23 protein-coding genes are annotated in these 21,561 nt (G+C 47.3%); 7 read left to right on the top strand and 16 right to left on the bottom strand.

From position 1 onward, the window contains the following. Nucleotides 1–34: 34 nt before the first annotated feature. On the bottom strand, nt 35–460 hold the full coding sequence (locus ACMVP2_RS19020) for a YciI family protein (protein WP_416864651.1): 426 nt from the start codon (nt 458–460) through the stop codon (nt 35–37). Between the two features lie 193 nt (nt 461–653). Between ACMVP2_RS19020 and ACMVP2_RS19015 the strand changes: the two genes are divergently transcribed. From ACMVP2_RS19015 to ACMVP2_RS19005, 3 genes are read left to right on the top strand one after another with little or no spacing between them, the layout of a single operon-like run. Beyond that, a complete protein-coding gene (locus ACMVP2_RS19015; RefSeq protein ID WP_339786057.1) occupies nt 654–989 on the top strand; it encodes a metalloregulator ArsR/SmtB family transcription factor in 336 nt (111 codons plus the stop codon). Beyond that, nucleotides 982–1,476: an SRPBCC family protein gene (locus tag ACMVP2_RS19010; RefSeq protein ID WP_339786060.1), complete on the top strand. Its 495-nt coding sequence runs from the start codon at nt 982–984 to the stop codon at nt 1,474–1,476. Before ACMVP2_RS19015 ends, ACMVP2_RS19010 begins: the two co-directional genes overlap by 8 nt. 12 nt (nt 1,477–1,488) lie before the next feature. After that, complete coding sequence (locus ACMVP2_RS19005; protein WP_339786062.1) at nt 1,489–1,917, top strand: SRPBCC domain-containing protein; 429 nt, start codon at nt 1,489–1,491, stop codon at nt 1,915–1,917. 90 nt (nt 1,918–2,007) lie between these two features. Here the strand turns inward: ACMVP2_RS19005 and ACMVP2_RS19000 are convergent, their stop codons facing one another. Next, a complete protein-coding gene (locus ACMVP2_RS19000; RefSeq protein WP_339786065.1) occupies nt 2,008–2,739 on the bottom strand; it encodes a YoaK family protein in 732 nt (243 codons plus the stop codon). A gap of 187 nt (nt 2,740–2,926) precedes the next feature. Beyond that, on the bottom strand, nt 2,927–4,351 hold the full coding sequence (locus ACMVP2_RS18995) for a nucleoside hydrolase-like domain-containing protein (protein WP_416864650.1): 1,425 nt from the start codon (nt 4,349–4,351) through the stop codon (nt 2,927–2,929). An 82-nt stretch (nt 4,352–4,433) separates the two neighbouring features. On the opposite strand from ACMVP2_RS18995, the gene ACMVP2_RS18990 reads away from it, so the two are divergent. Beyond that, nucleotides 4,434–5,282, top strand: a complete 849-nt coding sequence (locus ACMVP2_RS18990) for a helix-turn-helix domain-containing protein (RefSeq protein WP_416864649.1) — start codon at nt 4,434–4,436, stop codon at nt 5,280–5,282. A gap of 132 nt (nt 5,283–5,414) precedes the next feature. Here the strand turns inward: ACMVP2_RS18990 and ACMVP2_RS18985 are convergent, their stop codons facing one another. The 11 genes from ACMVP2_RS18985 to ACMVP2_RS18935 form a co-directional block, all read right to left on the bottom strand. Next, nucleotides 5,415–5,975: a GrpB family protein gene (locus ACMVP2_RS18985; RefSeq protein WP_416864648.1), complete on the bottom strand. Its 561-nt coding sequence runs from the start codon at nt 5,973–5,975 to the stop codon at nt 5,415–5,417. 111 nt (nt 5,976–6,086) lie between these two features. Continuing rightward, nucleotides 6,087–7,454: a T9SS type A sorting domain-containing protein gene (locus tag ACMVP2_RS18980; protein WP_416864647.1), complete on the bottom strand. Its 1,368-nt coding sequence runs from the start codon at nt 7,452–7,454 to the stop codon at nt 6,087–6,089. A gap of 65 nt (nt 7,455–7,519) precedes the next feature. Beyond that, nucleotides 7,520–7,966, bottom strand: a complete 447-nt coding sequence (locus tag ACMVP2_RS18975; protein ID WP_416864646.1) for a hypothetical protein — start codon at nt 7,964–7,966, stop codon at nt 7,520–7,522. Nucleotides 7,967–8,114: 148 nt separating this feature from the next. Then, nucleotides 8,115–8,546 (bottom strand): ester cyclase, encoded by a 432-nt coding sequence (locus ACMVP2_RS18970; RefSeq protein WP_416864645.1) that lies wholly within the window; start codon nt 8,544–8,546, stop codon nt 8,115–8,117. 44 nt (nt 8,547–8,590) lie between these two features. Next, nucleotides 8,591–9,073: a RidA family protein gene (locus ACMVP2_RS18965; protein WP_416864644.1), complete on the bottom strand. Its 483-nt coding sequence runs from the start codon at nt 9,071–9,073 to the stop codon at nt 8,591–8,593. 12 nt (nt 9,074–9,085) lie between these two features. Continuing rightward, nucleotides 9,086–9,868 (bottom strand): MBL fold metallo-hydrolase, encoded by a 783-nt coding sequence (locus ACMVP2_RS18960; RefSeq protein ID WP_416864643.1) that lies wholly within the window; start codon nt 9,866–9,868, stop codon nt 9,086–9,088. A 64-nt stretch (nt 9,869–9,932) separates the two neighbouring features. Beyond that, a complete protein-coding gene (locus ACMVP2_RS18955) occupies nt 9,933–10,814 on the bottom strand; it encodes a helix-turn-helix domain-containing protein (RefSeq protein WP_416864642.1) in 882 nt (293 codons plus the stop codon). A gap of 15 nt (nt 10,815–10,829) precedes the next feature. After that, nucleotides 10,830–11,411, bottom strand: coding sequence for a cysteine hydrolase family protein (locus tag ACMVP2_RS18950; RefSeq protein ID WP_339786092.1), 582 nt, complete (start codon nt 11,409–11,411; stop codon nt 10,830–10,832). 184 nt (nt 11,412–11,595) lie between these two features. Next, complete coding sequence (locus ACMVP2_RS18945; RefSeq protein WP_317490486.1) at nt 11,596–12,573, bottom strand: pyruvate dehydrogenase complex E1 component subunit beta; 978 nt, start codon at nt 12,571–12,573, stop codon at nt 11,596–11,598. Between the two features lie 166 nt (nt 12,574–12,739). Next, nucleotides 12,740–14,809 (bottom strand): methionine--tRNA ligase, encoded by a 2,070-nt coding sequence (metG, locus tag ACMVP2_RS18940; protein WP_416864641.1) that lies wholly within the window; start codon nt 14,807–14,809, stop codon nt 12,740–12,742. Then, nucleotides 14,802–14,978 (bottom strand): hypothetical protein, encoded by a 177-nt coding sequence (locus tag ACMVP2_RS18935; protein WP_416864640.1) that lies wholly within the window; start codon nt 14,976–14,978, stop codon nt 14,802–14,804. Before ACMVP2_RS18935 ends, metG begins: the two co-directional genes overlap by 8 nt. On the opposite strand from ACMVP2_RS18935, the gene ACMVP2_RS18930 reads away from it, so the two are divergent. From ACMVP2_RS18930 to ACMVP2_RS18920, 3 genes are all read left to right on the top strand, one after another. Continuing rightward, a complete protein-coding gene (locus tag ACMVP2_RS18930; protein ID WP_416864639.1) occupies nt 14,968–15,285 on the top strand; it encodes an MmcQ/YjbR family DNA-binding protein in 318 nt (105 codons plus the stop codon). The two genes, ACMVP2_RS18935 and ACMVP2_RS18930, sit on opposite strands and share 11 nt — an antisense overlap. 112 nt (nt 15,286–15,397) lie before the next feature. After that, nucleotides 15,398–17,209 carry a translational GTPase TypA gene (typA, locus tag ACMVP2_RS18925; RefSeq protein WP_416864638.1) on the top strand — a complete coding sequence of 604 codons (1,812 nt, stop codon included), beginning with the start codon at nt 15,398–15,400 and terminating at the stop codon, nt 17,207–17,209. Nucleotides 17,210–17,294: 85 nt separating this feature from the next. After that, complete coding sequence (locus ACMVP2_RS18920; RefSeq protein WP_416864637.1) at nt 17,295–17,645, top strand: hypothetical protein; 351 nt, start codon at nt 17,295–17,297, stop codon at nt 17,643–17,645. Nucleotides 17,646–17,729: 84 nt separating this feature from the next. Here the strand turns inward: ACMVP2_RS18920 and fabD are convergent, their stop codons facing one another. Further along, nucleotides 17,730–18,605 carry an ACP S-malonyltransferase gene (gene fabD, locus ACMVP2_RS18915; protein ID WP_416864636.1) on the bottom strand — a complete coding sequence of 292 codons (876 nt, stop codon included), beginning with the start codon at nt 18,603–18,605 and terminating at the stop codon, nt 17,730–17,732. Between the two features lie 78 nt (nt 18,606–18,683). Continuing rightward, nucleotides 18,684–21,479, bottom strand: coding sequence for a gliding motility-associated C-terminal domain-containing protein (locus tag ACMVP2_RS18910; protein ID WP_416864635.1), 2,796 nt, complete (start codon nt 21,477–21,479; stop codon nt 18,684–18,686). Between the last annotated feature and the right edge of the window lie 82 nt (nt 21,480–21,561).

The raw sequence follows: 21,561 nt of genomic DNA, 5'->3' as shown, positions 1-21,561 counted from the left end.
ACGCAATTATTACTACTAAAGCGTTGATTTTCAGTTAGCGCAACACACCTCCTTTAACGCACCACCAGGGATATATCTTCATGACCAGCCTGCCTGCTTTTACCGCCAGATCCATCGCCACCAGCTTTTCTACCTCCTCCAAAGAGGTTACGTTGAAGACCAAAATTCCCCTGAATTCATCTTCGGACTCAACAGGCCCAGCCAGGTTTACATAGCCATTGCTCGCCATCCAGTTGATGTGTGCCAGGTGCTTTTCCTGAATGGCCGCCGCTTCTTCTTTCGTCTGGCTCCTTGTTGGTCCGCTATTGAGCATCACAAAAAAATACTTTTTCATGATGTACGTTGTATCTCCTTCCTGCATTTCAAAGTACTCAAAGCCATCGGCATCTTTTTGTACACCCTGAGCAGCGACACTAAATACAGTGGTGCAGAAGAGGATCATAATCAGGTATCGTCTCATAGTTAAAAATTTGGGTAGTCAATGAATGAATTTACAATTATTCAGCGGCCTCTCATTTTTAACACCCCTGAAACCCAAGAATTTGCTGCCAGAAGCGTCCAAAACCAGCCTCAGGCAGCTATTGAAAAAATGGGTAATCATATTAGGAAACTAAAAGGTTTCCTTTATATATTTGAAACCAAAAGGTTCCCTAATGCAAAGAGACGTATTCACAGCCATAGCCGACCCCACAAGGCGAGAGATCATTACGATGCTGGTCAGCCAGCCTCTGAATCTTAACACTGTGGCCGACAAGTTCGACATCAGCAGGCCGGCAGTGGCCAAGCATTTAAAGCTACTGAAAGAGTGTGGGCTGATCGATATTGAAAAAAGAGGCAGGGAGAGCTTTTGTAGCGCCAGGCTCGATGGATTGAAGGAGGTAACAGACTGGACAGCAAAGATGAGGGCCTTCTGGACTCAGAAGTTGGATGCACTAGAGGTGTTTCTGGAAAATGACCAAAATACAAAACAAGGCAAAAGTTATGAGTGACCTGCTAAACCCCGGAAAGCTCACCAATGAACCCGACGGGTACAAAGTGGTATTCGAACGAGAGTTTCCGTTTAGTTCCGAAGCTGTTTGGGAGGCAATTACAAATCCCGACAAGCTGGCGACATGGTTCATGGCAACAGAAATGGAATTCAAACCAGGTGGCAAAATGGTCATCCGCTTTCCTGAACCCGACAACTCTGAATCATTTGGAAAAATAACCAGGATCGTCCAGACCAAGCTGTTTGAGTACTACTGGGAAGAGGAGCTTGTTACTTGGGAGCTTCAGGAGCTGGGTTCCGAACGATGCCTTCTTACACTTACACATAGTAAAGTGGATGGGCAATGGGCAAAGTCAGTTCCGGCGGGCTGGCATTTTATGCTCGATACACTAAAGAAAACGCTGGCAGGCGACGAAACAACGCCAAAAATACCAGACAAACAAGAGGCCTTGAAGGCACAATACGCTGAAATGTATAAGCATCTATAACCAAGCAATAATATGGCAAAGACTCCATTTACCATCGAAAAAACATACAACGCACCTGCTAAAAAAGTGTGGGAAGCCATCACCGACAAAGACAAAATGAAGGTTTGGTACTTTGATCTGGCTGAGTTCAAAGCTGAGGTGGGTTTTGAGTTCCGGTTTAAAGGTGGCCCACCAGAAAGACAGTACCTGCACATTTGCGAGGTGACTGAAGTGATTAAGGAGAAAAAACTAGCCCACAGCTGGCGCTACGATGGAGAGCCTGGCATCTCTTACGTGACCTGGGAGCTGTTTGACCAGGGGAACTCCACCTTGGTGCGACTCACTCATGCGAACATTGAAAGCTTCAACAGCGGTAATCCGGATTTGGTACCTGAAAACTTTGCCGCCGGATGGACGGATATTGTGGGAAGGAGCTTGAGAGAGTACCTGGAGGGGAAATAACAGCAATAATGACCGTGTCTCTTCGCAGAAATAGCTGTGTCGGCTAGTAAGACCGTACGAAAGTTACGTGCATGGGATCGGGCGTAGCTTTCATTTTTGGCGATATTTTCTCTTAGCCCTAATCAAACTGTATCGAAAATCGTCGAATAGCAAGCTTAGCAATAAAACTACGGCAGCTAATACCAGCGTATTTAATTTCAGGTCGACTTTAGAATAGAAAAAACCGCCGGCAAGACCTCCGGCAAAAAAGAATGAAATAATGTATATGCGCAGTTTGATGGTCGATTTGAGTTTTTCCCTGTTCGGATGCGATTTAGGGAAGAGTAGCTGCGAAATTTCAATACCCAAGTCAGTGAAAAGCCCCGTAAGGTGGGTGGTTCTCACGATTGTGTTGGAAATTTTTGTCACATAAGAATTCTGAAGCCCCATGGCAAATAGCAATAAACAGGCGATGACATCAGGATAAGTGATGTCCACCACATTGCTCAGCAGACCTATAGAGAGCAAAACCAAAGACTCAATTATTGTGGGCAAAACATAAACATTCCATTTTTTATTTTCCCGGAAGAGCTCAATAAGAAAGCTTGACAAGAACGAGCCAAAGAAGAAAGAGAAAATGTAAAGGAAATACACCGTCCCTCTCCAAAACTCCAGATTTGACACGTCATAAATAAACAGTGCGAAGTGGCCTGTTACATTTGTAGTTAACTGTTTGAGAGCCAAAAAACCAGTTACGTTCACAATGCCAGCTACAAAGGAAAGTACGGTGGCAATTTGCAGGTTATGCTTCAGTGTCCTGCTTTTACCTTGATGCCTGAACATTAGATGATCACTTTATTTGCCTATTGGGTGGATATAACACGCCTTCGCTTGCTATCCTCCAGGGCTCGCTAAGCTACTTGTTTTTTCCTCACAGCGAAAGGAATCCTACAAATGTCCATCTCAGGCACTCTGTCCGGCTCCAAAACATAGCGACAGCACAACAGAACTGACGGCCTCAGGGCCTCCACTACTTTGGCACAACAGTCACAATCACTCTTTTGTATCTGGTTAATACCGGACTCCCCTTGTCTGACAGTTTTAGGATGAAATGTAGTGTTTCTTCCTTGTCGACGACCGGCGCCTTCACATACACTCCATGTACGTTTTCAGCAGAGATATCTATTTGCTTCTTATAGCTGCCTGCCTCGGGGTAGTGGAACCAGAGAAAGCTAAGGTTATCGCCATCAGGGTCGGTAGAGCTGAATGCATCCAGGCCAAAGCCCTCTCCCGACTTCACAGTCAACCGGTCGGCATGCTCCAGCACTGGGGTTGGCGGGTGGTTAGCTTCTTCGTACGACATGGTGCACCAGTCCATTCGGGCAGCAAAATCATTCTGAAAGTCGTCTCTCCAGCGAAACAGCGTCGCCTTGTTGTTATTGAAAGAAACGGTATCTCGGCGAACGGTGCGTCCGTACAGACTGGGCACATACGGCGTATAATTATCCTTTGTATCTGTCCATATAGGCCTGGTTTCAGGCTCAAACGGAACACCTGAGCTCCCCTGCTTCAGCGTAGCAATATCTGGCTTGTAGAGTTCGTAGCGGCCACCCCAGCCACCCCATTCCGGATGCTCCGGCTCATTGAGCCCGTTAGGTATCAAACCCAGGAACGACGGTGTATCGCCTTCCATGCCCCAGGCCACGTCCGGGTATTCCACGCCCACGGGGCCATGGCCTTGCTGAATGTTCTGCGCTATCCATGGGTTGCTTATTTTTTCATTGTCTATGCCTTTAATAACGTTGTTGATGGCACTCCATGTAGCGCTGCCGTAGTGGTCGCCGGGACTAACAATGTAAAACAGGCTTGGGAAGTTATTCCTGATCCAAATGCCACTGTCATCCTGGTCCGATATGGTGTAAACCCGCAGCTTGGCAATGAGTCGTTTAGCCTCTGTCGGCGACTTGGTTTTCTGAATCTTGTGCAGGGCCTGGGCCAGCGTGTTCACCCCTCCCCAGGCTGTTACCCACAAAGGGCGGTCGTCCTTTTCTTCAAGCACTTTGATAATCCAATCCGACCCTTCTGAGTCCTTTCCATCGCCCACTCCCAACATGCCATATACCGGCAGCCCTTGCTTCACTATCGCCAGCAAATCTTCGGCTTCCGGAAAACCAGCTTCGTGCTTCAAAAGGTTGGGCTGCACCTTGCCGTAGGCCCTGATCACTTTCCGAATTGACTCCGGGGCCACACTTGTTTTCTTCCAGATGGAGGTGGTGGCTACCATTCCTTTGATGTCTATCGCATTCGAGTACAACACCAATCGGGCGAAAGATTCGATATCGTCGGGTTCTGCCTCAATATCGGACAGGATAACTACCCGGTGTTTTTGCACTGGCTGACTGAACAGGAGGCTGGTGCTAAGTATCAAAAAAAAGGCGAAAAGAAAATTCTTCATGGTGAGTGTAGTTTAATCAATAGTCAAAGACCTAAATTTAATCTCGGTTTCAAACCAAAACTACCCGTATGTGTAATTAAACATGATGAATTCCGAGATTTTAAATGTGTTTGATGAAAAGCGAGAGGAGTTCAAGCCCTACGGCATCACCTGCGAGGTGTGGACGCCCAGCCTGATGCGAAGACCCGACCGTCACAACGAAATTGAACTCAACTATTTTGGGGAGGGTGCTATCACCTACCTTTTTCACGATAAAAAAATCACTATCCCCTCAAAAAAGCTTGCCCTGTTTTGGGGGCTGATTCCCCATCAAATCATTGACTTCGAAAACATCACGTCCTATTTTGTTTGCACCATCCCATTTTCCCAATTTTTAGAATGGAAGCTTCCCACTTCATTTGTTGATGGAGTGCTAAGAGGCGAAGTTTTACTAGATGGTTCTGAAGCGTTTTCGCCATATGATGAGTTCCTGCTAAATAATTGGATCAGTGAGTTTGGGAAAAACGAAGGTCTTGAGGTAACCCTGCTGGAGATGCGTGCCCGTTTGCTCAGGATGGCGCATAACAGTGTCGCCCGAAAAGAAAACAACCATTCCTCTATTCATTCAACTGAAATAAGTCAAGTGGAAAGAATAGCTATTTACATTGCTCAAAACTACGCCCAACCTATTAAAGCCGCTGAAATAGGGGAAGCGGTAGGCCTCCATCCCGACTATGCGAACACCATTTTCAGGAAAGCATTTGGCAGCACTTTGAGCGAGCACATTATGAAAGAAAGAATTTCACATGCCCAGCGTCAGCTGGCTGCTACCGACACCAGCATCACCGAAATCGCATTTCAATGTGGCTTCAATTCCATCAGCCGCTTCAATGCCTGCTTTATGAAAATGAACGGTTGCACACCCAGGGAGTTTAGGAGAAGATACCTGTAAATGCTACTCAATGTGAATCTGCCTGATGGTTCAGGTGAAGCCATTGCGCTCCTTTGTGGCTGCCAGTCTTCCGCTAGACGGGTGCGACACTATTGGAAGGCGTTGATAGGCTAACGACTGCTTTTGCTTGAGTCACTTGTCCTCTTTGATATACTCCATCGTCCAAACGTTTTGTCTCGGAAGTCCTTTTTCAATTCGGGCTAAATCCACAACCTCCTGAATAAATTGAGTTTTCGCCTTTGTATACTCCTCCAGTGAAGAGGAATTCCGGAGCACCAACAGTTTTTTCAAATCATTGTACCTGACTACCATGTCCGGTCTCTTTCTCAAATAGTCTCTGAATAGTATTTCGTTCCGTGAATAGAATTCAACATCCCATGGCAAAATGTGCAAATTATGCGTCCAGGTGTTCTCACGGGTATACCTGGCAAATAGATGCCGACCGGCAATATCCGTTGGGGTTTTGCGATAACTAAGTGCAGAAAGCTTCCGATCGTAAAAGGAAACTTTGCGAAATGGTGAAACGGCAATAAAAATATCAATTACCGGCTTCGCATTCTGGCCGGGGATAGAAGTGCTGCCAATATGTTCAATGGCTTTAATCTGACTCCGAAAAGTGGTGACCATCAGTTTTCTTTCATCTTCGAATCCTCTTTTCCAGTTTTCGCAGTATTCAACGATGCCTATGTCCATACCTTCAACTTTCACACCTGCCCAATCAATCAAAAAATTATGAAATATTGAACGCCCATTTTCGGCTAGATAAGCCCTCCCGCTACTTATTGGGCTATTTGCTCTTTCGGGCTATTCAACCACCAATCTGTGCGTTTCCTTCCAGCGATCGGTAGCCACTGTCACGAAATAAATGCCCGGCAACACGTCGGTTAGCGGAATCTCGACCTCTTCCCCAGGTGCACAAGCACTGCTGTAAACCAGGCGACCATCGGACGAAAAAACATTGATTTGCCCCTGAATTGCAGGGGGCGCCATCCTGACACGTGCGCTATGGCTGGCAGGGTTTGGGTAGATGGCTATGGCAGTGCCTTTGTCAACACCCAGCACAGGCTGTTTGACAGACTCATCAGTGTAATACAGCGTACGATCAAGTTGCTGGATCAAATAGACCCTGCCGGTCGGCCCCTCAGCAAAAACACAATAGCTGAACTGGGCCACGCCATCAATTACCAAAGGGTTAATATGCTTCTTTTCGAAATCAGACCCGGATTTTGAATAGGAAACACCCGAAAGAGTCAGCGAGGTACCAAACCTGAAAGCATAACTGTCGCCATTGGCAGCGAAGTAGCTGTTGTGCGCCTCCAGGTAAAGCCATGGGTAGCCAAATGGCACCAAATGCTGGTGGCTCCATTCCTCTCCATTGACAGCCCCCTGAAAGCTGCTACTCAGGTTCAAAGAAGTGGCCACTCTACCAGAAGCACCCTGTAGGCTTATGCGAATATTGTCCTGCCGATCGACTTCCAAACTGGTTACCTGTACAATGCTAGTCGTACCCAACCCGTCTTCGCCTCCCCAGTCGAACAAAGGGTCGGGCATTGCCTGCCAGGTGTCGCCATGATCGGTAGAATACAGCAAGGCGCCGTCCGCCGACGTATACTCATTCAACGATGCATAAATGCGGCCCTGTGAGTCTTGTGCCAGGTGTGAAATATACTGATCCTGTGCACTGACCAGCTCCACTTTGTGCCAGGTGCTTCCGTTGTCCTGAGATTTAAAAAGTCCGTTTCCCCGGAAATAGCCTACATCATTTTCGACCTCAAGGTAACCAGTAGCCACCAGTACAGTGCCGTTGGCCAGTAGCAGTATATCGGTCACACCAATTACCTCCTGCAGCTGACTCCTGTGCCAGCTCTCTCCGCTGTTCATCGACACATAAATGGTGCCGCTGCCAGAAACGCCATAAATGGAGTCGCCAGAAACAATCAGGTGAAAGAAGGGCACGGGATCGACGTCTAAACTTGTCCAGGACCGCCCTTCGTCGGCGCTCCTAACGATGCCGTTGTTCGTCCCGAGGTAAATGTCTCCCCGCCTATTTACCTGTAGCGAATAGAAGACCGTATTGCCTGCGAGATTAGGCTCGATTGTATTCCAGAAATCATTGTTGAGCTGGGCTTCTGCCAGGAGCGGAAACAGCAGTAAAAAAAGTATAACTCTCATCAGTTTTGAAATAAAAACCAGACATTAAAGTGATGAAAATGGTTGCATTGGGCTCGCCGAAAATCTTATACCTGAACTTGGTCGATCCACTCCCTTGCAAGCGAAGGATCTGTAAAAAACCGTTCCCGGTCTGTGCCATACAAGCTCTGGTACTTTTCAATTTTAGTGGCATCCTGGTGAACGTGGGCGGCAGCTACACACCTGATACCTCGTTTGGATGTTAACAGAAGCCCGTTGGCCTCCTCGAACATATCGAGGTAACCTACCCGCCACCCATAGTCGGCCAGGGTGCGGGGAATGACCTCCCTGTATCGCTTATGAGCCTCCACATTGATGGCACTAAAACCAAAAAGATCCACCAGGATTTTGAATTGTCCACCGTCTCCGATAGCATCAAGTGCCTTGTAGAGAGAGATTTCCCACTTTTCAATATCTGGGATTGTTACGTCCCCGCCGAGCCTGGTCACCAGCAGTTGTTCATGGGCCATCCAAAGGCTATCTAAATTTTTCATAAGTGAAGTGTTTTTTTTGCTTTGACAAATTGAGGGCAACCTCCCGGCCTGATTCCTCACCGGCTGCAAATTTTCCCAAAAGCTTCTTACTCACAGTTTTCAACTTTGGTTAGCAATAAATTTTCCGGCGACACAACCGGATTAAAAATCATGAATGCTCATGTTTGAGTTTTTGGTAGAGTTCGAGCGCACTGCGCTCCACCCAGCACGCAGCCAGGCGATTGTCCCGAACGCTCCAAATGGCAATTCCGGTAAAGGTAACCTCCCGGCCGTCGGCCAGGAGTCCAAAAATCCCATTATTTTTTCCCGTACAGATCCACCGGGATATCACCCGGTCGCCTGATTCATTTCGGATTGTCTCCTGGCTCACCGTGATGGCGTCGGTGAGTTTTTGTTGAAAACTTCGCACCCATTCTTTGAACTCGTTGCGCCCGGTGATACTGATGCCGCCGGTGGTAATGGTGTAATCCTCGGTCATCAGCTCATCGATGGCGTCGAGGTCGTGAGAGGGGCCCCACACACGCTCCAAAAATGAAAGCGACAGTTGCACAGGGTCAGCGATACGTCTCGTGGTATTCATGTCAAAAATTTAAAAAAGAGAAAATGCATTTATCAGGCAGATTGTCAGGCGAAAATCCACGGAATCCGTCGCCGCAAAACCAGGGTTACGGCAAGCCCAACCGAAAACTGCCGGGGCAACGCATGCACACCCAGAATAGCTCGGGCATGCTGACCCTTTTCTCCCAGCACCTCCACAAAAAGGTCAGAAGCGCCGTTCGCTACCTTTGGGGCATCGTCCCAACCTTCGGCGCCACAGTAAAATATGTCTGCATGTAAGAGCCCTTCCATCTGTTCGACCTCAAAATACTTGTTTATCTGAGCCAACACATTGAGCCCGCACAAGCGCATGGCCTGATAGCCAGCCTCTGTGTCCAGGTCGGTGCCCAGCTTCCCCTGGTAAAGGAATTCTCCATTTTTTATCGGGAACTGTATCGCCACCGACACATGGTTTCCCCGGGTATTGCACGAGGAATAGTTGCCACCCGGCGTTGACGGCTCCGGCAGAACAAGCCCCAATTTTTTGATTTGTTTTTCAATGCTGGTCATATAATCTTATGGTTAAAAAATCATTTTCTGTCCGTCTCCGGGTATAAGAAGCTGTCCTCTTTCCACTTGTGTGATCGCCCGGTTCCGAAGCTCTTCCCTGGTGAGGGAGTCATGGTCCAGAGCTCCTATATGTGTGGCCACCACCCTTGCTTGCGAGGTGTATTCACAAAGCGCCAGCACCTGTCCTGCATCCATCACCAGAGACTCACTATCGCCAGAAAAAGCTGGCCCAAATACGTGGTAGGAATGCACAAAAGCGTTTCCTCCTGCATGACAGACAACTACCTCTGGCTTGTGCCTGTCAATCACGTCTTGCACTCCATCGTACCAAATGGTGTCACCACACCAGTAAAGAGTCTTCTCTTTCAAATGCCGGAACACAAAACCAGATGCCGTGCCCATCAGCGGCAGAATCTCACCAGCGCCATGCTGGCAATCCGTTCTGGTGATGCTCACCCCCTCGATGTCCAACTCCCGGTCAATGGCCCTGACGCTTCCAAAACCCCTTGACATAAGTGCACCCAGGTCTTGAGGCTGGCAAAAAATGGGCGCCTGCCTGGAGAGATTACGCTGTGCCTCGTCATCAAAATGATCAGGGTGCAAATGAGAGACAATAATGTAATCAACACCTTCTACGATCTCTTTGATGCTACATGGAAGATCAACAGTTGGGTTTTTGGATCTACCCGCCAGTGAGGGTTGGCTATATTTTTCTCCCAAATAAGGATCAATTAAAAAAGTGACACCACCGAATCGCAGCTTGACGGTAGCGTTTCGAATAAGCTGTAGTTCCATGTCTTTGTTGTTTTTTTGACACAAAACTAGCACCAGGCCAACCCACGCCAGCTATTCGAAATTGCTAATTAAACTCAAATCGTCTCCCTCTGATCAAAGGATAAAGTGAGTTAGCCTCCTGAAAACCAACTTTGTCGGCCACGTCGGCAATGGTCATCTCGCCACTCCCGATATACTCGAGTGCTTTTCTTACCCTCACCTGCTGAATCAGTTTGTGCGGTGTAAACCCAAAGGCCTGCCTGAATACCCGAATAAAATGAAATTTCGACATCAACACCTCCCTGCTCAGGGCATCTACCGTCAACGATGGGTCGCTATACTGGCTGAAAATGATATCTCTGCCCATGGCTACCCTCTTGAAAAGCTCAGCTCGGGTGGCGCTTTTTTGGGACGGAATCCTCATAGCAGACTTTTTGTTTTTGCCAATCAGTCCTCCCATCACGTCCATCAGTTCCAAAAGGTATTCATCGCCGTTGTTACTCTGGTAGCTAAGTAGCTTGCCTCTAAACAGGGGCTCGTTGAAAAAAAGTCGGTTATCAAACAAATAAGGCTCTTTGCGTCCAGCCGGGTTGTCGAGCAGCTTTTCATCGTCCGACAGGAGATTCGAAAGGATCTCATTGTAAGTATCAAAGCCCAGGTGAACATTCATAACGTTGACTGGTAATGAGTCACGAATTGAGAAGCTGAAGTGCTCAAAGGGGTTAACAACACAAATAGTCTCCTTGCAAAACCTGACATCACGACCATTGGTAGTGAGCGTCACCAGCCCGTCGGTATTGACAGAAAAGATAGTGAATGAGCTCTCGGGTATCTCTTTCTCGAACGCCTGATAGTGGGTGTTTACTACCACATTGGGCCATTCCAGCACTCGATTGTCACCGCTATTGACTTTATTCCTTAGTCGGGTGAGCGTTTCCTGATCCGGGCAGCGGTTAGCAACGATCATTAGAATTGATTTTATTTAATTCAATATCGGCTCCATCGCTTTTAGCGAATCGGTTGAAACAATCTGTGCAAATTCGTCTTTCAAACTGGCAATGGCCGTGGCATGAATGACTCCAGCGGAATACTCATTTCCGTCATGTCCGATTTTGTTAAAAGTAGCCGTTGCGTCGTGCACCAAATAGGTTTTGTAGCCCAGGTTGCCGGCCATTCTTGTGGTGGTTGAAACGCAATGATCGGTAGTTAACCCGACAATGACCAGCGTGTCAATTCCTTTCTCATTCAGTCGGCTTTCAAGGTTTGTTCCTATAAAAGCGCTATTGACATTTTTCTCCACCAAGGGCTCTCCCGGTAAAGGCTCCACAAGTTCATTAAAAGCATGGCCCGGGTTAGAAGGATGCAATGGCGACCGGGGGTTTGCAGAAGAGTGTCGAACATGGAAGACTGGCAACTGGTGAATTCTCCACATAAAAAGTAGCTCCGACGCATTCTGTTCAGCATTTGGATTGTTGCGATGCCCACCCCAGTACGCAATATCTTCAAAGGCCTTTTGTATGTCTATTAGAATTAGTGCAGGTTTTTGGTCAAAAAGTGATTCCATACTAACTTTATTTGATATGGAATTTACGGACGAGCCCCTCCCCGGGTTTTTCTAAAATACAGAATCTGGATTAAAATCAGTCTGTCAGTTCATCAACGACCAGGGCAACAGTAGCCTTCCTTCAGCTCATAAGGCATAAAAAAAGGCCCATTGGCGGGCCTTTTAACTTCAATGTTTTTATTTTTTAGCGATACATCACCGCATTCACCGCATCAATCGTCTTCTTTGCGTTAGGCAAAATGAATTCAATCAGTGTGGGGGCGTATGGCAGTGGCACATCGAGATTGGTTACTCTCCTTACTGGCGCATCCAGGTAATCGAAAGCGTAGCGCTGAATGTGGTAAGTGATTTCTGAAGCAATAGACGCCAGAGGCCAGGCTTCTTCCACAATCACCAACCTGTTGGTTTTCTTCACCGAATTCACCACTGTATCGTAGTCGATAGGGCGTACGCTCATCAAGTCGATAACCTCGGCTGAAACTCCTTCCTGCTGAAGGGCATCGGCAGCTTCGAAAGCCACTTTCATCATTTTACCAAATGAAACGATAGTTACATCATTTCCCTCTCTCACCACCTTGGCAGTACCAAGTGGAATCAGATATTCACTTTCAGGCACTTCACCTTTGTCGCCATACATCAGCTCCGACTCCATGAAAATAACCGGATCGTCGTCACGGATAGACGACTTCAGCAAGCCTTTGGCATCGTAGGGGTTGGAGGGCACCACCACCTTCAAACCAGGAGTGTTGGCAAACCAGTTTTCAAAGTTTTGTGAGTGCTGTGAGCTCAGCTGGCCTGCGTTTCCTGTAGGTCCACGGAAAACGATAGGCACATTGAACTGTCCACCTGACATCGACATCATTTTGGCAGCGCCGTTAATGATTTGGTCGATGGCTACCAATGAGAAGTTAAAGGTCATAAATTCTATGATTGGTCGCAGTCCGTTCATAGCGGCACCAACGCCCAGTCCACCAAAACCCAATTCAGCAATGGGGGTGTCGATCACTCTTTCTGGCCCAAACTCATCAAGCATACCCTGGCTTACCTTGTAGGCACCATTGTATTCGGCCACTTCTTCCCCCATCAGGAATATTTTGGGGTCTTTTCTCATCTCTTCGTTCATCGCCTCACGAAGGGCTTCTCTGAATTGTATTTCTCTCATCGTATAGTCTTTCTAACGGCGTGCTAAGTTAATATGGGTTGGTACAAGAAACAACATGGATTTTGATGAGCGTCCAATTTCTCGACGAAGCGAAAGGTGGTTTCAAATTAAAGAGGTTACGCTGTGCAGTACCGCACAGAGTAACCTCTTTAATCTAACGACAATATCAGCTGATGGTCGCTCCCGGATTTGTCACCGCATTGGCCTGCAACAATCTCAGGTTACCCTCTTCATCCTCAGCTGACAAAATCATGCCCTGCGATTCAATACCCATCATTTTGCGGGGCGCCAGATTAGCCAGCACCACTACCTGTTTACCTATAAGGTCTTCTGGCTGGTAATGTTTAGCAATGCCACTCAAGATCGTGCGTTTGTCGATGCCCGTGTCGAGCAAAAACTTGAGCAGCTTGTCCGACTTGGGCACTCTTTCGCACTCCAGCACAGTAGCCACTCGCAAGTCAAGCTTGGTGAAATCGTCATACACTATCTCTTCCTTAAGCCCGGGTACTTCCATTTTTTCTGCTTTTTTTATTTTGCCTGCTATTTCGGCAGGACTGTTTAGTTTTTTTGTTGCTTCCAGCTTTGCTATCTGAGCCTCCACCACATCGTCTTCTATTTTTTCGAACAGCAACGTCGCTGCCTCCAGCTGGTGCCCAGCCGCTAAAAGATCACCTTTTCCAAGGTCACTCCATTTGACGCCTTTCTGGTTAAACATGCCACCCAACTTGCTGGCAGTGAATGGCAAAAAGGGCTCACACACCACCTGCAGTGTGGCCGCTATTTGCAGCGCAATATTCATGATGGTTTTCACCCGCTCAGGGTCTGTCTTGATCAGCTTCCATGGCTCCGTGTCGGCCAGGTACTTATTACCCAACCTCGCCAGGTCCATCAACGAAGCCAACGCTTCCCGGAACTTGAACTGTTCGATAGAGCCAGCAATCACCCCTGGGAATTCCGCCAACTTAGCCAGCGTCTCTTCATCAAACTGAAAGAGCTCTCCCCTCTGAGGCACCTTACCGTCATAATACTTATGAGTAAGCACCACTGCCCTGTTCACAAAGTTTCCAAAGATGGCCACCAGCTCACTGTTATTTCTTGTCTGGAAATCTTTCCAGGTAAAGTCATTGTCCTTGGTTTCCGGCGCATTGGCGCAAAGCACATAGCGAAGCACGTCTTGCTTGCCGGGGAATTCCTCCAGGTACTCGTGCAGCCACACTGCCCAGTTGCGGCTGGTGCTTATCTTCTGCCCCTCAAGATTCATGAATTCGTTGGCAGGCACGTTGTCGGGCACCACGAAATCGCCGTGCTCCATCAGCATGGAAGGGAAAATGATGCAGTGGAAAACGATATTGTCCTTACCAATAAAGTGCACCAGGCGGGTGTCCTCATCCTTCCAGTATTTCTCCCAGTCGTTGGGCTTTAGTTCCTTTGTGGCGGAGATATAGCCAATGGGTGCATCGAACCACACATAAAGCACCTTCCCCTCTGTGTCTGGCAATGGCACTTTCACCCCCCAGTCGAGGTCACGAGTCATGGAGCGAGGCTGCAGGCCCTGGTTTAGCCAGCTTTTGCACTGCCCAAATACGTTAGTTTTCCACTCAGGGTGGCTGTCTACGTACTTCTCAATTTTGGGTTGAAGCTTATCCAGCGGCATGTACCAGTTTTTGGTTGGCTTCAGCACAGGTTTCTTGCCGCTCAGCATGGAGCGGGGGTTGCCAAGCTCCTGCGGGCTTAGGGTACTCCCACATTTTTCGCACTGATCGCCGTAGGCGTTTTCGTTGCCGCAAGTGGGGCATGTACCTACTATATATCTGTCTGCCAAAAACTGGTTGGCCTTTTCATCAAAATACTGCTCGGTGGTTTGTTCTTCAAAAATCCCCTTCTCATAAAGATTAAGGAAAAAATCCTGCGAGGTCTTATGATGAATCTCCCGGCTTGTGCGTGAATAGGTATCGAAAGAAATACCAAACTCAGCAAAAGAGTTCTTAATGATGTCGTAGTATTTATCCACCACCGCCTGAGGCGTTGTTCCCTCATTGCGGGCTTTCAGCGTGATGGGTACGCCGTGCTCATCCGTTCCACTCACAAACACAATATCCTCCCCCATTGAGCGCATATACCTCACATAGATGTCGGATGGGAGATAGCAGCCAGCCAAATGCCCTATATGGATGGGGCCATTGGCATAGATCAATGCAGCGGTAACGGTGTGTCTTTTGTAAGTCTTCTTAGCCATTATTCTTGGTTTGGGCTGCAAAGATAGGGGAAAGAGTGAAAGTGTTTAAGAGTTGAGCTGCTAAAGTCGGCACAAAGAATCCATCGGATACGATTTCATTTTCGGTTTGACTTAACAACGTATTTATTAATTTGCTGAGCACATCAACAAGATTTGCTTTGGCAACCATAGAGGTATTTAGAAAAATTGCGTCGGCGTTTCCGGGGGTCGAAGAAAAACCGCACTTCGACAGAGCTGCCTTCAAAGCCAGGGTGATATTTGCTACGCTTCATGAGGCCAGCCACACTGCCAACCTCAAGTTCAACGAGGTAGATCAATCCGTTTTTTGCGAATTTGAAAAAGGGGTATATGCGGTTCCCAACAAATGGGGCCAGCAGGGCTGGACTACGTTTGAGCTGGATAACGTACCGGAAGAGTTGGTAAAAGATGCGCTCGAAACGGCTTACAAAGAATCGCAAAAAAAGAAGACGAAATAAACTAAGCGGCTGGCTTTCTGTTCACTCAACTTGCCTTTGAAATTACTATTTCTTAACATGCCTTCTTTTAGCCATGTTTTATTCGTACCTTTGCGGGCGAATTTCTAAAGACATGTCTGATAATATCCGTAATATCGCTATCATAGCGCACGTTGACCACGGTAAAACTACTTTGGTTGACAAAATCATCCACCAGTCCAAGCTTTTCAGGGAAAACCAGGAGTTTGGGGACTTGATCCTTGACAACAATGACCTGGAAAGAGAGCGTGGCATCACCATCCTGTCAAAAAATGTATCTATTCGTTACAAAGACGTTAAGATCAACATTATCGACACCCCTGGTCACTCCGATTTCGGAGGTGAAGTGGAGAGGGTACTGAAAATGGCTGATGGCGTGTTGCTTTTGGTAGACGCCTTTGAAGGCCCTATGCCTCAAACACGCTTTGTATTAAGCAAGGCGATTGCGCTGGGACTTAAGCCTATCGTAGTTATTAACAAAGTAGACAAAGAGAACTGTCGCCCTGACGAAGTACATGAGCAGGTGTTTGAGCTAATGTACAACCTGGACGCTACTGAAGACCAACTTGACTTCAGAACTGTTTACGGTTCTTCGAAGCACGGCTGGATGAGCCACGACTGGAAAGAAAAAACTGAAGATATCACTGCCCTTCTCGATACGATTCTGGAAGTAATTCCTCCGGCTCCTTTGAGAGAGGGCTTGCCACAAATGCAAATCACCTCTCTTGATTTTAACGCCTATACCGGTCGTATTGCTATCGGCAGGGTGTTTCAGGGCAAACTTGTTGAAGGTGCCACTGTGGGTCTTTGTAAGAAAAATGGTGTTGTTAAGAAAGTAAGAATAAAAGAAATCAGTGTATTTGAGGGGCTTGGGAGACTAAGAGTACCTGAGGTATCAGCTGGCGATATTTGTGCACTTGTGGGAATTGAAGATTTCGAGATCGGTGATACAATCACTGATTTTGAGAACCCGCAGCCGCTGCCACGCATATCTATAGATGAGCCTACTATGAGTATGCTCTTCACTATTAACAACTCACCTTTCTACGGTAAGGAAGGGAAGTTCGTAACCTCTCGTCACGTAAGAGACCGTCTTTTCAAAGAAACTGAAAAGAACCTTGCACTTAAGATTGAAGAAACCACTTCTGAAGACAAGTTCCTTGTATACGGACGTGGAGTGCTTCACTTGTCCATCCTGATCGAAACCATGCGCCGTGAAGGTTATGAATTCCAGGTTGGACAGCCTCAGGTGTTGTTCAAAGAAATCGACGGAGTACGCAATGAGCCTATCGAATTACTTGTTGTAGACGTGCCACAGGAGTCTGCAGGTAAGGTAATTGAATTTGCCACTCAAAAGAAGGCCGAACTCAAGATCATGGAGCCAAAAGGCGACTTGCAGCACCTGGAATTTGAGATTCCCGCTCGTGGGATCATCGGGCTAAGAAACAGCGTGCTAACTGCTACTCAGGGTGAGGCAATTATGACCCACCGTTTTCTGAGCTACCAGCCTTACAAGGGGCCTATACCAGGGAGAATTAATGGATCAATCATATCTGTGGATACGGGAAGCGCTACTGCCTATAAGCTAGACAAACTACAGGATCGTGGCGTTTTCTTTATTGATCCAGGGGAAGAAGTATATGGCGGCATGGTCATTGGAGAGCACTCTAGAAATAATGATCTTGTTGTAAACGTTCAGGAGGGTAAAAAACTCACCAACGTAAGGGCATCCGGAACTGACGATAGTGCGAAGATCTACCCAAAAAGAAGGTTCTCTTTGGAAGAAGCACTGGAGTATATCAAAAAAGACGAATACGTGGAAGTGACTCCTCTTTCTATCAGGATGAGAAAAATCTATCTTGATGAAAATGAGCGGAAACGCATGGACGCTAAAATGTCGGAGTAAGGTTCTTCCGAATTTTTCATAAACCGCAAAAGTTAAAAGGCTTAATTTAGGGATAACAAGTAAATGTTATCCCTTTATTTTTGTGATGAACTTCGAAAACCTAGACAGCTTATACCGGAGCAGCCCTATTGCCTACAGGGAGTTGCTTGAATTTATGTACCAGGAGTTTAAAAAAGCTCATGGCAAAATAACCGCAAGCATCGAAAAAGGTGATTCTACGGCCTTTTCTCACCTAAAGCACAAAATTTTCTCCACCTTAAATACCCTTGAGTATACTGAGCTAATTGACGCACTCACTCAAGTGACAAGCTTCTATGACGGCGACAAAAACCTGCACACCGAAGCACTGACCCTCAAACTCAATGGCCTCTTTCAAAAACTTTTCCAACGTCTTGAGGACAAGATAGGCGAACTCGAAGAAGTGAAAGTGATGTAATGTTTTGTGAACGTTTCAAGAAAAGTGCCCCACAAGGAGGCTATTCACATAACAATTTGAAGATCAGCTTTTAATATTTACAGATCACAAACTACCCGCAGAAACCTCGGGTGAAATTTTCTTCACAAGCCCCTGAAGTACCTTACCCGGACCGCATTCAATGAAGTTGACGGCACCGTCGGCCACCATGTTCTGAACCGACTGTGTCCACTTTACAGGAGCTGTAAGCTGCGAAATCAAGTTCTTTTTAATTTCATCAATATTAACCGATCCTTTTGTCGTTACATTTTGATAAACCGGGCATATTGGCTGAGAGAAATGAGTCGCCTCAATAGCGGCTGCAAGCTCTTGTCTGGCTGGCTCCATCAGCGGAGAATGAAACGCCCCTCCAACAGGCAACACCAACGCCCTTTTTGCCCCTGCCTCTTTCATTTTCTCGCAAGCAATTTCTATCCCCTTCACAGACCCTGATATAACCAACTGACCCGGGCAGTTGTAGTTGGCAGGCACTACCACCTCGCCAGTAACTGAAGCACAAACTTCTTCTACCTTTGCGTCGTCGAGTCCCAGCACCGCAGCCATGGTGGACGGCGTCAGCTCACAAGCTTTTTGCATGGCGAGCGCCCGTTTGCTAACGAGGCGAAGTCCATCTTCAAAAGAGAGCGATTTATTGGCCACAAGTGCCGAGAATTCGCCAAGAGAATGGCCAGCTACCATGTCGGGTTTGAAATTATCTGAAACCATCGCCATCACCACTGAATGTATAAAGATGGCCGGCTGGGTGACTTTAGTTTGCTTTAGCTCTTCATCAGAACCACTGAACATGACATCTGTAATCCTAAATCCCAGTATTTCATTGGCTTTTTCGAACAGCGCTTTTGCCTTTTCATTGGTGTCGTACAGCTCCTTGCCCATTCCGGAAAACTGAGCCCCCTGTCCTGGGAAAACATATGCATTCATAGACGATGTGAGTTAGTTTGAAACCCCAAAGCTACAAAGAATATGCAAATGTCAGTTCCTGAAAAGAAGACGCATTAATCACCTAACCAGCTGAACCCAGCCTTTTAACTCTTCCCTACCCTGCTGCTGATCCAGCACATCAAATTCTACATCGGCCACATAGTAGTAAACCCCCGAAGGGAGATCTATTCCTGCCTCCGTTTGTCCTGCCCAGTTGATAAAAATTGAGCCTTCAACACCACTGGAATTGGTATAGAACACTATCTTACCTGACCTGTCGTATACTTTAAAATCGACCGCCTTCACAAAACGCATGCACCTCGTTAAATCAAAACCGGCGATGGCTCCATCGTTGTAATAAGGGATAAAAAGGTCATTCTTCCCGTCGTTGTTGGGTGTAAAAACATTGGGCAGCTCAAAATAGGGGCAGTTATCGTTGCATACCGGGCCCGACCACTCACTTTCATTTCCCGAGTTGTCCACTGCCGCCACCCTATAACAGCCCTTGAAAGAATTTAGGTTTTGGTGGGTGAAGTCTGTGGTATTCACCTGCGCAATCAGGTTGTAGGTGCCCTCCTCACCAAGAGCGGAAAAGTACACATTGTAACTCACAGCCTCATCTTCGCACTCAAACACAGCTTCCTTTTCCCACAATATTCTGTTAGAAAAGTCACTAGCTCCGCAATCAGTAAACTGAGTTTGGGCCTCGCAGGAAAGTGCATCGTCCAGCGCCAGGCTAACCGGCGGGCACGGCGGCACTTTATCATCGAGGTAGCCACAGATAATCTGTGACCTGTTGAGGAGCGGAGCAGCGATTGCGGGGTTCCCGTAGCTACCCTGGGTGGTTACATAATAGCAGTATTCGGTCTTAGGCACCAATCCAAGGGTATCCGTAAAACGAAATTCCTGACGGGTGACGTCTATGGATGAAATAAGGTAAAAGCCATCGGAGTCGACCACGTCTACATTATTTCGATAGATGAAATGCTTCGGAAATTCCTTTGAGTTGTTTGACCAGGGAACATCAAACCTCCAGTTGAGACCAATACTTGTGCTGTCTGACTTCAGTTCAAGCCTGACGGTAGAGGCCGCCGACGAAGCTCCAACAAGCTGTCCGTTTTCAGCAACGTGGCGAACCAGGTAATTGTATGGAAAGTCTGCTGTATTCAACCCCTGATCGACCCAGGTTGTATCCTGCGTTGTGCCAAGACTTACTATTTCATTTTCGCCATTCATGCCTTTTGCTCTCAACACCTCGTAGGTATAAGGTGGTGGAAAATCGACTTTGTCTACATCAAATGGAGATGCCCATGATACATTTACTCTCCCGTTTTCACCTGAAGTGGCGTCAACATCCACGTGAGTAATCACCGGTGCATCGGCCCTGATGATAGCACAAGCTTCCGCAGACACATAAGAAAGGCCACCCTCGGGCTCATAAAATGAAGCAACTAACCGATAGCAATAGGAAGCGCCGGGATTTAGCCCAGCTCCCAGGTTGTTGTCTGCGTACCCACGAGCGCCTGCGTCAACCACGTCGATTAGCTCATAACCGGCATATGCCGGCATGCCCACCTCACAGTTGGCCGGTGTGAAATCATAACTCTCCACCCGTCGCCAAATTTGTAGCAATTCGGCATTTGTGCAAGCGTACTCATCCCACGACAGCCTGACCACTCCATTGGGCTCTGAGCTTGCCACAAGTCCTGTTGGTGCTGGCGCCACTACGGTGATGTTCCAGGTGTCAAAATCCACAAGCTTTGCACCACCATCGGCAGGCTCATCAGTTACTTTGAAACGAATTTCATAAGGCCGCTGACGAACATGGCTGCACGCAGTCTGCCACATGAAATTCAGTGTGCCGGGAGTTTGTTGATAAATCGGTGGGGCTGGAGAAAATGAAGCACTGCAGCTCGAAAACTCAAATGGGCCACCAAAAGCCTCCATCAAAACCCTCATTCCTTCAGGGTCAATACCAGCGACCTGGTCTTGTATGAATGTGCCGGCCTCTACACAAATGTCTTCTGGCAGTATCAAATCCGGGGGCTTGTTATCCGACTCCTCCACGATGATTTGCATATCCCTCGTCACCTGGCCCAGCAGCTTCCACTCTCCGAAAAACAACCGCCATTCCTCTACAATGAATGCAACGTTGTATTCACCAGCCATCCCTGGCGCATCCCAAACAAGGTCGCCACTAATGGGGTTAAGGGTAAACGATGGAATGCTGTCCTGGTCTTGATTTGCCGCAAAATAATCCCTGCCTTCGTAAAAAATTTTATGATTGGGGTTCTGATAATTAAATACAGAGTCAAATCGGTTTTGCTTTGGGTACCACATTTTATAGGCCAGGCTATCACCATCCTGATCGAAGGCCCCGGGATTGTGAACAAACCGTGCGCCAACAACCGCTCTGTCAACCGGGGGTACCAATAGCACAGGGCTGCTATTTAACTTGTAAGCAGGGTCTATTGCCAGCGTTGTTTCAATGTAAAAGGGAGTGTCAATCGACCGCACCATATTCAGAACACCAGCATTCCGATTGCTTTCCTGGTAGCTGATGGTGTAACCACCCGGCGCTGGATACGTGTGAGTGAATACGAACCTGTTAAAAGCCACATCATTTCCCAGTGGAATGGTCTCCTTTGCCGCCAGGTTTTTTAATGCATAAACTGACCCGTCGCCCAGGTTAATATTTCCTTCGCCAAACTGAATTGGCGAGCCTGTGTCGGTATAGGCTATGACAGTTATTTCGTATGTATGAGCGCCATTGGAAATACGTCTGACAGTGATTTCACCTGCCCTAATATGGGTAGCAAATGCAGCCGTGCAGGAGAAAAGCAACAAAAGAAATGCCTCTACTAGTCTTTTCATCAGCTGGAATTACTTAAGTGACAAACTTATGCAATAACAACTGAAAGAGGGTTTACCGCTAGCTACCTCTCAGTTTCAAAGC

The sequence above is a fragment of the Imperialibacter sp. genome (assembly GCF_048007035.1).
Lineage (GTDB): Bacteria > Bacteroidota > Bacteroidia > Cytophagales > Cyclobacteriaceae > Imperialibacter.
This window is presented reverse-complemented; position numbering and strand designations above follow the sequence as displayed.

Excerpts from the sequence above, each read along its gene's own strand:
- fabD (WP_416864636.1), bottom strand. The coding sequence starts at position 18,605 with ATGAATGCATATGTTTTCCCAGGACAGGGGGCTCAGTTTTCCGGAATG.
- ACMVP2_RS18970 (WP_416864645.1), bottom strand. The coding sequence starts at position 8,546 with ATGAATACCACGAGACGTATCGCTGACCCTGTGCAACTGTCGCTTTCA.
- ACMVP2_RS19015 (WP_339786057.1), top strand. The coding sequence starts at position 654 with ATGCAAAGAGACGTATTCACAGCCATAGCCGACCCCACAAGGCGAGAG.
- ACMVP2_RS18935 (WP_416864640.1), bottom strand. The coding sequence starts at position 14,978 with ATGGTTGCCAAAGCAAATCTTGTTGATGTGCTCAGCAAATTAATAAAT.
- ACMVP2_RS19000 (WP_339786065.1), bottom strand. The coding sequence starts at position 2,739 with ATGTTCAGGCATCAAGGTAAAAGCAGGACACTGAAGCATAACCTGCAA.
- ACMVP2_RS18995 (WP_416864650.1), bottom strand. The coding sequence starts at position 4,351 with ATGAAGAATTTTCTTTTCGCCTTTTTTTTGATACTTAGCACCAGCCTC.
- metG (WP_416864641.1), bottom strand. The coding sequence starts at position 14,809 with ATGGCTAAGAAGACTTACAAAAGACACACCGTTACCGCTGCATTGATC.
- ACMVP2_RS18955 (WP_416864642.1), bottom strand. The coding sequence starts at position 10,814 with ATGATCGTTGCTAACCGCTGCCCGGATCAGGAAACGCTCACCCGACTA.
- ACMVP2_RS18975 (WP_416864646.1), bottom strand. The coding sequence starts at position 7,966 with ATGAAAAATTTAGATAGCCTTTGGATGGCCCATGAACAACTGCTGGTG.
- typA (WP_416864638.1), top strand. The coding sequence starts at position 15,398 with ATGTCTGATAATATCCGTAATATCGCTATCATAGCGCACGTTGACCAC.
- ACMVP2_RS18990 (WP_416864649.1), top strand. The coding sequence starts at position 4,434 with ATGATGAATTCCGAGATTTTAAATGTGTTTGATGAAAAGCGAGAGGAG.
- ACMVP2_RS19020 (WP_416864651.1), bottom strand. The coding sequence starts at position 460 with ATGAGACGATACCTGATTATGATCCTCTTCTGCACCACTGTATTTAGT.
- ACMVP2_RS18965 (WP_416864644.1), bottom strand. The coding sequence starts at position 9,073 with ATGACCAGCATTGAAAAACAAATCAAAAAATTGGGGCTTGTTCTGCCG.
- ACMVP2_RS18960 (WP_416864643.1), bottom strand. The coding sequence starts at position 9,868 with ATGGAACTACAGCTTATTCGAAACGCTACCGTCAAGCTGCGATTCGGT.
- ACMVP2_RS18920 (WP_416864637.1), top strand. The coding sequence starts at position 17,295 with ATGAACTTCGAAAACCTAGACAGCTTATACCGGAGCAGCCCTATTGCC.
- ACMVP2_RS19010 (WP_339786060.1), top strand. The coding sequence starts at position 982 with ATGAGTGACCTGCTAAACCCCGGAAAGCTCACCAATGAACCCGACGGG.
- ACMVP2_RS18910 (WP_416864635.1), bottom strand. The coding sequence starts at position 21,479 with ATGAAAAGACTAGTAGAGGCATTTCTTTTGTTGCTTTTCTCCTGCACG.
- ACMVP2_RS18985 (WP_416864648.1), bottom strand. The coding sequence starts at position 5,975 with ATGGACATAGGCATCGTTGAATACTGCGAAAACTGGAAAAGAGGATTC.
- ACMVP2_RS18980 (WP_416864647.1), bottom strand. The coding sequence starts at position 7,454 with ATGAGAGTTATACTTTTTTTACTGCTGTTTCCGCTCCTGGCAGAAGCC.
- ACMVP2_RS19005 (WP_339786062.1), top strand. The coding sequence starts at position 1,489 with ATGGCAAAGACTCCATTTACCATCGAAAAAACATACAACGCACCTGCT.
- ACMVP2_RS18950 (WP_339786092.1), bottom strand. The coding sequence starts at position 11,411 with ATGGAATCACTTTTTGACCAAAAACCTGCACTAATTCTAATAGACATA.
- ACMVP2_RS18945 (WP_317490486.1), bottom strand. The coding sequence starts at position 12,573 with ATGAGAGAAATACAATTCAGAGAAGCCCTTCGTGAGGCGATGAACGAA.